The organism is Paenibacillus sp. J22FR5 (assembly GCF_059691975.1).
On record NZ_JCAUAN010000021.1, the window covers coordinates 69,760 to 80,597 of the forward strand.

Sequence of the window (10,838 nt, forward strand, 5' to 3'; positions counted from 1 at the left end):
TGCTCTGCTGCACGTATTTAAGGAAATACAATATCGGAGGAGAGAACGGTGAAACAATTAGAGAAGATTTATGTCGTGTTTAAAACTCACGTAGACTTGGGTTTTACCGACTTAGCCAGCAATGTCGTCACCCAATATAGAGAAGAGATGATGAACGACGTTTTAGCTGTATGTGAAGACACGAAGAAGGATGGACCGGACCATCATTATGTTTGGACACTTCCTGCATGGATGCTTAAGCAATGCTTGGATACTTCCAATGTAGAAAAAAAAGAAAGGCTGGAGGCGCTGATTCATAACGGACAACTGCGTTGGCATGGGCTTCCATTTACGACCCACACTGAGTTTTGCGGCACTGAAGAATATGTTAGAGGGTTATATGTCTCGGAAAAGCTGCGTGATGAATATGGACACACCACTGTATCCGCCAAAATGACGGATGTACCAGGTCACACATGGATGCTGCCTACCTTATTGAAAAATGCAGGCATTGAATTTTTGCATCTGGGCGTAAATTCTTGTTCTTCACCTGTCGAGCTGCCTCGACTGTTTCATTGGGAAGGACCGGATGGCAGCAGAGTATTAACCTATTATTCCAAAGGAGCATACGGGACAGACCTGACTCCGCCGGAGGACTGGCCATATCCCGTTTGGATAGCGCTGCTGCAAACGCACGATAACATTGGTCCGCAGGACGGCAATGTGGTGCAAGAGCTGTTAGATGACATTGCGAAGAAGTGTCCAGACACCGAGGTGAAAATCGGGACGATGGATGATTTCGCTCTTGATTTTATAGGCAGAGATTTTCAGGATATACCTGTGATTCGAAAAGATTTAGCAGATACATGGATTCATGGAATAGGCACCTATCCAGCAGAAGTGTCTCGTGTTCGGAGGCTGCGTTCGGACATAGCGACATTGGAAAGCTTATCAACACTTGAACAACTGCAAGGATATAGCAGCGAGGATCACAGCTTTTCAATTGCTGATGCTTATGAGCACACGCTGCTCTTTGGGGAACATACGTGGGGAATTGATATTAAATCGAATTTGTTACCTGGCCGCAACAGCCATCGCGCTTTTGGGAAGGAAAATATCGAGAAAGACCGGGCGTTGTTCCCAGACTCTTATGCCAAGACAGAAGCATCTTGGGCCGAACAGAAAACCTACGTAGATCAAGCCCAAAAAGCACTAAGTGAGGTTCAGCCTTTTATTACTAAGGATTCTAATGTCATTGGTGTGTATAACCCGCTTGCATGGGAACGTCAGAATGTGAAGATCACGCTGGATAATCTTAAGCGCGGTACACTCATGGATAGAGAAACGAAGGAAACGTATTCGGTTAATGAAGCTGGTGATGCGTATATTGGCGAGTTAGGGCCAATGGGTTACCGTACTTTTGAGTATGCCGCAAGAACAGAACCCGTTACTTCACGTGCAATCGCAGTTAATGACGCTGGTAATGCGATTTTGGAAAACAATGCAATACGTATTGAAGTCAGTAGGCAGATAGGCTGTATGACCAGCTTTTATGATAAGAAGAATCAGAAGGAATGGGCGGTAGACGGAAGGTTCGGTCAATATGAATATGATGTATACGGTAAAGAGGAGATTCTGGATTTTGTAAAAACATACAGCTATGATCTAACGGATTGGTATATCAACGATTTCGGTAAACCTGGTTATCCCCGAATCGATCATAAGAGTTATGAGCTGCACGTAACTAACGTTAAGATCTCAAATGGTGAGGGCTGGGGAAGAATTGAAATTAGCTTCACTACACCAAATGAAAGCTACGAGGAGTTTGGAAACGGCGAAGGGATAAGTGTATCGATCCGCTTGGAAGAAAGGCATTCTTTTGCCGATATGCAAGTGACCGTTCATCATAAAGCGTCTACCGCATTTGCCGAAAGCGGACATTTCACATTTGCATTGAACGCGGATCATCCGAAGTATCGTTTTCAAAAATTGGGCAGTGTTGTGAATCCACTTGAAGATATTGAGAAAGGTGCTAATACCCGCCTTCATTGTACGAGTCAATGGGTCGATGTACAAGACGATCATGCAGGATTGACTATCATTCCATTGGATACACCATTGTTTTCGATTGGAGAGAAGGGAATATTCCAGTATTCGAAAGCATATGTGCCACAGCAGCCTATCCTGCATTTTAACTTATTTAATAATCAATGGGGGACGAACTTTCCGCAATGGATCAGCGGCAGCTTCCACTATTCGTTCCGGTTGGTGCCGCATGCTGGGGGTTGGAAGGAAGGACGTGTACAACAGCAGGCTGCAGAAGCATGCATACCGCTTCAGGTGACTTCCGGTTGGAATCCTGCTGGACCCAAACGTTATAGTTTCCTGAAGGAAGGCGTTGAGGATATCCAAATCTTATCCTTCAAAAAAGCGGAGCAGGGTGATGAATATATTTTACGATTCCAAAATCTGTTGGACTTGCGCACATCTGTGAAACTTCCGTTCACTGAATCCATCCAAGATGTAAAAGAATGCGATCTTGTCGAAAGAAACAAGGAAACGGTAGTGGAATTCAATAGAGATCACCTCATAGTGACAATGAATCCTTTTGAAATTAAAACAATGAAGCTTCGTTTTGGCCTAAATAATAAATTTGGTTGTGTGAAATCATGAAAGTTCTTGAAACCGGTGCTGCAGGCAATATGGTATCATGGATTAGAACTTTGCACCACAACCGTCTGGCATGATGAAGCGCAGCGGAACTCCATCCTGGTTGCTATGTTTGTGTTGAAAATTTTAGCTGGTGATTAGAAATAACGACGGTTCGTGCTGTACTCTAGTAAACTCTTATAGAAGGGCCTCCTTTTGTTGTATTAATGCGCTTCCTCAGCATTAACACACCTAAAGTAGGGGCTCTTTTTCTACTGTAAAAATGTCGAGATCAACTTGTAAATTTTATAGGGACAATTTATACTTTGCCTACTGTAACTAAAACGAATATGAAGCGGGTGGAGCTCGTGAAGTTCAAGAAAACGCCGTTTGTGTCCTTGCGGATGAAATTTCTCGTCTTATTTTGCCTAATGATTACGTTGCCTTTTCTATTTAGTGGCTATTTAACCTATCAGAAGTATTCGACAAATGTCGAGAGAGATGCGAAAGCGTACTCGGATCAAATTGCTGAGCAGCTCTCTATTAACTTGGAACGATATGTGAAAGAAATCGAGCGAATTACTATTGCGCTATATTATGATCCGAACTTATTGCAAATTTTAGAAAAACATAAAGTGGCTACTGAAGCTGGTAGCTATACAGGCATAGATGAACAGACCAAAATGAATCAACTGATTTCTTCCATCATTATTGATCGGACCGAGCTAGAGGGAGTGTTCATATTCGGTTTAGATGGGACGTTGTTCAGTAATCTGACAGAAACGACTAGAGGAAACTGGGACCGCAGTACAGCAGGTTGGATGGAACAAGTGAAACAGAAGGATGGCGGATTGGTCATTCTCCCTCCAGTGGAGTGGAACTATTACCTCGAGAAGCCGAAGGAAGCTCTTTCCTTTGCACGCTTGATTAAGAATCCGCTTACGAATCGTGAGCTCGGGTATGTGAAGGTTGATTTAACGAGCAAAGGCTTTGAGAAAATCCTGTCCTCCGTCAAGGTTTCTGAGAACAGTAAGCTGTATGTCTTCAATGAAAGCTTGCAACCCATCTATCCGTTCACCGAAGAAGCATCGATCCCTTCCTACGCAGATATTGTTGGCATGAGCTCTTCCGATGTACTCACATCGTTGCGAACAACGGCCTATGGAGGCCTTCAAATTGTAGGTACGATTCCAAAGGGAGATCTTCTGACCGATGCCCGTAAGCTAACCAGCTTTACCCTGTGGATCTCGGCATTCTCGTTGATTTTCGCTTTTATGGCCGCTGTAATTACTTCAAATCGACTTGTGAAGCCTGTGCTTCATCTGCACCGCAAAATGCGCCGTGTCCAGAGCGGAGATTTCCAAGAACGGGCCGTGGTGTATTCAAATGACGAAATTGGCTTGCTGACGGAAGGCTTTAACAGCATGGTTTCCCAGCTCGATATTATGATTAAAGAAATGTATGAGCTGCGATTACGAGAGAAGGATTCGGAATTGAATGCGCTGCAAAGCCAGATCAACCCGCACTTTCTGTACAATACGCTAGAATCGATCAATATGGTTGCGGTAAAAGAACGAAATAACGAGCTGTCTCAAGTAATCACGAGCCTTGGGAAGCTATTGCGGTATACGGTGAATAAGCAGGAGAGATTCGTTTATTTAAAGGAAGAGCTGGCATTCGTTCAAAACTACTTGAATATTCAAAGCTTTCGTCTGGAGGATCAGCTTATCGCTGAAATACATGTGGATTTCTCCCATGAATACGTGATGGTTCCGAAGCTAATTCTGCAGCCTTTAGTTGAAAATGCCATTGAACATGGTCTAGGCAAAGAGCCGATCACGATTCAAATTACATCGCGAGCCGAGGCGCAGGATCTCTATATTTATGTGACGGATAACGGGAAAGGCATTGATCCAGAACGCAGAAAAATGATAGAACACCGCTTAACTGAACCAGAACGGCAACAATCTGGCTTGCTTTCAGAGAAGAAAACGAAAGGGTTCGCCTTACGTAACATTCATCAGCGCCTGGTAATTTTATATGGAGAGTCCTTTGGCTTGTCTATCATACATACGGGTCCCGAAGGTACGTCCTTCTGTATTCGACTACCATTTCAATGGGAGGAATAATTCGATGAACATTTTGCTTGTAGAAGACGAATTTAAAATTAGGCAGGGCTTAAAGAAAATCATTGAAGACGTGATTACGTCTAAGTTGCGAATTACAGAAGCGAGTAACGGCCGAGAGGCGTTGGATTGGTTGAAAACCCAAGATCAAGTCGATCTTATTATTACGGATATTCGGATGAGCGAAATGAACGGGATCGAGCTGATCAAAAGAGCAAAGGAATCTCACCCCAGCCTCTTATTTGTCGTGATCAGTGGCTATGATGAATTCGCTTATGCCCGAGAAGCGCTGCGATATGGCGTCAGTGATTACTTATTGAAGCCAATTGAGCGCGTAGAGCTAGCGCAAGTCCTACAGAAAATTAGTGAGCAGATGAATGCTACGAGGCAACGGGGAACGATCTCCACGGAAACCGTCGAGCATGATGATAAGGACCGCTTATTAATTCGCAGAATCAAAGAGCTTGTGAATGAATATCTCAATCAGGAGATTTCTTTGCAGTTCCTCGCAGAGCGCGTGTATCTACATCCGAAATATTTATCCGATGTGTTCAAGCGGGAAACAGGACAGAACTTGTCTGATTTCGTGACAGGACGGCGCATGGAGAAGGCGAGAAAGCTGCTGAAGGAAACGACATTGAAGGTCGCAGAGGTTGCCATGATGTGTGGTTTTGCTAATCATAAATACTTTGCAGCTCTCTTCAAACAGCATAGCGGATGCACCCCTTCGGAGTTTCGAGAGCAATAATAGATCTGTTATTGCTCTCGAAGACCTTGCTATATTGAACCTTTTATGGATTTTATGGCGTTATCCTGAATTTGGTCAGGGTTTATAATAAGGTGTGTAAGCGCTTCACACCACATGAAGAAAAAAGGGGACTAAACACGATGAAGAAAGCACTACTCTTAACGACATCCGTTTTGTTAGTTAGTAGTTTCATTGCAGGTTGCAGCAGCTCGAAAGATACGGTATCCTCCACAGCCTCAACAGCTCCGGCAAACTCTAAAGCAGCAGAAGCAACGAAAGCACCGGCAAAGAACGTTAAGCTTACTTTCAGTATTTGGGGAAGTGACGCGCACAAGAAAATGTATGAAGACATGATCGCTAATTATAAAAAAATTAAACCGAACGTTGACGTGGAAGTGATGATCATTCCATCGGCAGATTACCTACAGAAAATGTCTGTTATGTTAGCGTCCAAAACAGCACCAGACGTGATCTGGATGCTTGAAAGAGGGATTCCACAATTCCTTGAAGCAGGACAAATGGAAGATCTTTCATCCATTAAATCGGATGCGGCGTATGATGCAAGCGATCTCATCCCATCGACGTTAGAGCTTGTAACCAAAGCAGACAAAATGTATGGTGTCGCATTCTCCACACCGCCAAACATGATGTACTACAATAAAAACCTGTTTAAAGAAAAAGGATTGAAAACGCCTACTGAGCTATATAAGGAAGGCAACTGGACGTATGATGAAATGAATAAAGCGGCACAAGCGATCGCGCAACCGGATAAAGGTATTTACGGGGTTAACTTGATTCGTCCAGGCGGTTGGGGACCAAGCTGGATTGAGTCCTTACAGACCTTGGTTTGGGCATATGGTTCGGACTTCTTCACCAAGGATGGCAAGAAATTGGCATTGAACTCGCCACAAGGCCAGCAAGCGCTGCAAATGTTTAGTGATGAAATGTTCAAAACAAAGGTGCATCCGAAGCCAGGTGACCAAACAACGTTCGAATCCGGCAAAATCGGGATGCAACAGGATTTGCTCAGCTATATGGGTAAAGCCAAAGCAATTAAAGATTTCGCATGGGATATCGCACCAATGCCGAAAGCAGCAGGCGGCCAAGGAACAACGCTTGGATACGCAGCTTACATGGTTCCAAAAGGTAACGCAAACACAGCCGAAGCGATTGAGTTTGTGAAATACTTGAGTAATAAAGAGAACATGGGAATCACTTCACAATACTTCGTGCCAAGCCGTAAATCCGTTCTGAACTCTGACGCCTTCTTGAAGCAAGGACCATCTCCTGAGAGCATGAAAACTGCCGTATTGGATCAAATGGCAGCGGCTCGCGTACGTCAGGGCTTCGTTAACTTCCAAAAAATTGATGACAAAATGAAGCTGCATTTCGATGCGATCTATACGCAAGCAGGTACAATTCCTGACATCTTGAAAAAGATGGAAACGGATGTAAACACGGTTCTTGCCCAATAATCGAATGAATTAGAAACTGTGGCCAAGCCGAAACAGCTTGGCCATTGTCTTACAAAGGAGTGGAGACTACACTATGGAAATATATAGAACGGCCACCCTCGAGGTGCCTGCAACAACCGAAATCAAGAAAAAAAAGAATGCCTTTAGTAGAATTAAACGCAGAAATGCGATCTATGGATATTTGTTTATTGCTCCGATGATGCTTGGTTTCTTGATCTTCATGGCAGGACCGATTATTAGCGCATTTGGACTTAGCTTTACCGATTATTCGCTCTTGCATGCAACAAAATTTGTTGGTGTAGATAACTATGTGCAGGTTATCACGAAGGACGAACTGTTCTGGACTTCTGTGAAGAATACGTTGTATTTCTCAGCAGGACTGATCCCGCTCAATCTCATTCTCGCTTTAGGACTAGCTTTATTATTATCGACAAAACTTCCCGGTGTAGGCATCTTCCGTACCGCTATCTTCACCCCAGTCGTCACGTCCATTATCGTGTGGGCCATTGTGTGGAAATATGTATTTGCAACGGATGCTGGACTGGTGAATCAGATATTGCATTTCTTCGGTATAACAGGACCTGCCTGGATGTATAATACGAAGCTGGTGATGCCGGTCGTTATTGTGGTCAGCGTACTGAAAAAAGTGGGTATGAACATGGTTATCTTCCTCGCAGCGCTTCAAGACGTGCCGAAGATGTACTATGAAGCGGCAACCATTGATGGTGCTACGAAATGGAAGCAGTTCACCAAAATCACATTACCGATGATTTCACCGTCCCTATTTCTAACCCTGATCATTACCTTAATCGGCTCACTTAAAGTGTTTTCACAGATCAGTGTAATGACGGATGGCGGCCCTGGTAATAGCACAAGCGTACTTGTGTATTACATTTATAAGCTAGCCTTCAAAACGTATGATCTGGGCTACGCATCTGCCGTCGCGTTTATCCTCTTCTTCCTAGTTCTGGTGCTCACGATGGTGCAGTGGAATTTCAGAAAAAGGTGGGTGCACCATGAGCAATAAATCCATACGGATGCTAAGTAATACGTTTACCTATGTTCTTCTAACGATTGTCTCAGCCGTGATTTTGATGCCGTTTGTTTGGATGCTGACAACCTCACTCAAGGAACAGTCGAAAATATTTTCATTTCCACCGCAGTGGATACCGCATCCAATTGTATGGTCTAACTACTCGCAGGTTTTCTCAACGCAACCGCAATTCTTACTGCACTATGCGAACAGTCTTTACATCGCGATATTGGTGACGGTCGGAACGTGCATCTTCGGTGCGTTAGCTGGATTTGCTTTTGCCAAGATTACCTTTCCTTTCAAAAATGTCTTCTTCCTCATTCTGCTAAGCGGGATGATGATCCCGAATGAGGTAACGATTATTCCGAACTTTATTTGGTTCTCGAAGCTGGGACTGGTGAACAATCACTTCCCTCTAATCATTCCACCGATGCTGGGGGCAGGTGGAATCTTCGGGGTGTTCTTACTTCGTCAGTTCTACATCACGATCCCTAAGGATCTAGATGAAGCTGCTGAAATTGATGGCAGTACACCTTGGCAAACCTTTTGGCGAATCATGGTGCCGATGGCTACGCCGGCTTTCGCTACATTATCTATCTTTACCTTCTTAAATAGCTGGGAGGACTTTCTCGATCCATTAATTTATATCAGCTCGTCTAAGCTGTTTACGCTTCCGATCGCGATGAAGTTATTCACGGATACAGCAGGGACGGACTGGCATTTGCTCATGGCGGCTTCTGTTATGGCTACAGTTCCACTCTTACTCGTATTCTTCTTGGCTCAAAAGAAATTCATTGATGGGATTGCAACGACAGGTTTGAAGTAGAAGTAGAAATAGAAGAAGAATTGAGGAGTCCATATGATATGGATGCCTCGAATGTGTTTCAACCTTCACTTGACAATGCATACTGTAATTATAATTACAGTATGCATTAACATTTCTAGAGAAGGTGGCGGACGAATGTTGAACATTGCAATTTGTGATAGGGTTGTCGCAGCAACAAGTATGTGGGCTTCGGGCTCTTGTAAGTCCACATTGATGAATGGACATAATGGGGGAAGCCAAGCCATCAGAGCCTTGGTAAGTAAACGTGTCGCCACGCATCGAAAACCAGAACTTTTTACAAACAGATCTTTACAGATGTTTGCTGGTGGTGGCAGCTTCGCTAGTACACCCCCTTGTTCTTGTGAGCTGATTTTATGGAAGCCGATGATTTGCCCGCTTTGCCGATACGGAAAAATAACTCATCTCAACGGGCGAGACGGGCTTTGGTTTCGGTTCTCCCATCGTTTTCATTGACACTCCGTCCTGGCTTCGTCCGAGCAGTCACGGCGATGTCTCCCTTCTTCTAACTTCATGCCAATAAAATCGACGACCTGCTGCAGCGAAGCGAATCCTCCAGCGGCATCCCCGTTTTTTTTAGGCAGGATATCAGCCGGATCGTATTGATGTTTTCCAGCCGGTAGACGCGGTGCCCGTTGTCTTTCCGGTCCGCCCGGGGCAGCAGCGCGATCTTTTCGTAATAACGGATCGTATCCTCGGAAATATCGGTTTGCTCGGCGGTTTGCTTAATCACGAAAATACCGCACTAATTACTGGCGCAAACGCCGGGATCGGGTTGGAACTAACCGGAAATTGCTGTCAGAGAACGGGCAGGTGGTTGCTTTGAACCGTTCCGACTTTCCAGCAGACGATTGGAGAATCCAAAAATCCGTCAAGAGCGGATTACTTCATATATATAAAACGGCTGATTCGCGATTAACGCCAATCAACTGTATGAGGGTGCTCTCGGTGAACGCCCTTTAGCTGAGAAGGCTGTCGACCTATACTGTCGGCAGCCTCCTCCTGTTTTAATGAGCTATTGTTCTGCGTTAATTCAATGACTTAGATGGACTAAATCAAGTTTCATCTTGGAAATGTTGATGAACTTTCAAGTAATCATATAAATCCAACTATGCGCGATAATAAAAAATATTTTGAAACAGAACAATTAAAGAGCGTTCTTCTTTCTGAGATAAATGACCCATTTTGCTTCTCGATAGAAGAATTTTAATATATTAGAATAACGTTTCATGGGAGGAATAAGCAATGAAGATCTTGTTGGTCGAGGACGAAACCAAGATCAGGCAGGGCATTCGTAATCTTGTGGAGTCAATAGTCCCTGAGCAGCTGCAGGTGGCAGAAGCGGCAAACGGTAAAGAAGCCCTGGACTGGTTAAAAAAACAAGAAGGTGTTGACGTCGTTATAACCGATATCCGCATGGGCGTCATGGACGGAATCGAGATGTTGAAGCGGGCCAAGGAATCTCATCCCGATATTTCGTTCGTTATTATTAGCGGATATGAGGATTTCGTTTATGTAAGGGAAGCTCTTCGCTACGGCGTTGTGGATTATTTGCTCAAGCCCATTGATCGCATGGAGCTAGCGCGGGTTATAAATAAAATTAAAATGCAGGCAGAAACGAAAAAAGAGGGAGCCCAATCCTCCGCCGGAGAGAAGAATGAGGATAAGGAACGATCATTGATCCGCAAGGTAAAGGAGCTGGTGAATGAATTCGTAGACCATGATCTGTCCTTGCAATTTCTTGCCGAGCGCGTGTACCTCCATCCCAAATATTTATCTGATATGTTTAAACGCGAGGCAGGCCAGAACCTATCCGATTATGTGATGGAACGCAGGATGGATAAAGCAAAGAAGCTGCTTAAAGAAACGATGCTTAAGGTGCCTGATATCTCGATGATGTGCGGCTTCGCTAATCCTAAATATTTTCGATTCGTCTTTAAGCAACAAACGGGTACAACGCCAAATGAGTACAGGGAGCAGTAAA

General features: G+C 44.2%; 8 protein-coding genes. 7 read left to right on the top strand and 1 reads right to left on the bottom strand.

The features are described 5' to 3' along the window. The first annotated feature begins 48 nt into the window (after positions 1 to 48). From AC58P7_RS22995 to AC58P7_RS23020, 6 genes are all read left to right on the top strand, one after another. Positions 49 to 2,652 carry a DUF5054 domain-containing protein gene (locus tag AC58P7_RS22995; RefSeq protein ID WP_497347016.1) on the top strand — a complete coding sequence of 868 codons (2,604 nt, stop codon included), beginning with the start codon at positions 49 to 51 and terminating at the stop codon, positions 2,650 to 2,652. Positions 2,653 to 2,978: 326 nt separating this feature from the next. After that, a complete protein-coding gene (locus AC58P7_RS23000) occupies positions 2,979 to 4,757 on the top strand; it encodes a sensor histidine kinase (protein ID WP_497347017.1) in 1,779 nt (592 codons plus the stop codon). A gap of 4 nt (positions 4,758 to 4,761) precedes the next feature. Then, a complete protein-coding gene (locus AC58P7_RS23005; RefSeq protein WP_497347019.1) occupies positions 4,762 to 5,502 on the top strand; it encodes a response regulator transcription factor in 741 nt (246 codons plus the stop codon). 140 nt (positions 5,503 to 5,642) lie between these two features. Continuing rightward, positions 5,643 to 6,977, top strand: coding sequence for an ABC transporter substrate-binding protein (locus AC58P7_RS23010; RefSeq protein ID WP_497347021.1), 1,335 nt, complete (start codon positions 5,643 to 5,645; stop codon positions 6,975 to 6,977). Positions 6,978 to 7,050: 73 nt separating this feature from the next. Next, a complete protein-coding gene (locus tag AC58P7_RS23015; RefSeq protein ID WP_497347022.1) occupies positions 7,051 to 8,004 on the top strand; it encodes a carbohydrate ABC transporter permease in 954 nt (317 codons plus the stop codon). After that, on the top strand, positions 7,994 to 8,836 hold the full coding sequence (locus AC58P7_RS23020; RefSeq protein ID WP_497347024.1) for a carbohydrate ABC transporter permease: 843 nt from the start codon (positions 7,994 to 7,996) through the stop codon (positions 8,834 to 8,836). The genes AC58P7_RS23015 and AC58P7_RS23020 overlap by 11 nt, the downstream gene beginning before the upstream one ends. Before the next feature lie 529 nt (positions 8,837 to 9,365). Here AC58P7_RS23020 and AC58P7_RS23025 read toward each other — a convergent pair. After that, a complete protein-coding gene (locus AC58P7_RS23025; RefSeq protein WP_497347026.1) occupies positions 9,366 to 9,587 on the bottom strand; it encodes a MerR family transcriptional regulator in 222 nt (73 codons plus the stop codon). A gap of 512 nt (positions 9,588 to 10,099) precedes the next feature. Here AC58P7_RS23025 and AC58P7_RS23030 point away from each other — a divergent pair. Further along, positions 10,100 to 10,837 carry a response regulator transcription factor gene (locus tag AC58P7_RS23030; RefSeq protein WP_497347028.1) on the top strand — a complete coding sequence of 246 codons (738 nt, stop codon included), beginning with the start codon at positions 10,100 to 10,102 and terminating at the stop codon, positions 10,835 to 10,837. Position 10,838: the final 1 nt, after the last annotated feature.

Excerpts from the sequence above, each read along its gene's own strand:
- AC58P7_RS23030 (WP_497347028.1), top strand. The coding sequence starts at position 10,100 with ATGAAGATCTTGTTGGTCGAGGACGAAACCAAGATCAGGCAGGGCATT.
- AC58P7_RS23020 (WP_497347024.1), top strand. The coding sequence starts at position 7,994 with ATGAGCAATAAATCCATACGGATGCTAAGTAATACGTTTACCTATGTT.
- AC58P7_RS23015 (WP_497347022.1), top strand. The coding sequence starts at position 7,051 with ATGGAAATATATAGAACGGCCACCCTCGAGGTGCCTGCAACAACCGAA.
- AC58P7_RS23000 (WP_497347017.1), top strand. The coding sequence starts at position 2,979 with ATGAAGCGGGTGGAGCTCGTGAAGTTCAAGAAAACGCCGTTTGTGTCC.
- AC58P7_RS23010 (WP_497347021.1), top strand. The coding sequence starts at position 5,643 with ATGAAGAAAGCACTACTCTTAACGACATCCGTTTTGTTAGTTAGTAGT.
- AC58P7_RS23005 (WP_497347019.1), top strand. The coding sequence starts at position 4,762 with ATGAACATTTTGCTTGTAGAAGACGAATTTAAAATTAGGCAGGGCTTA.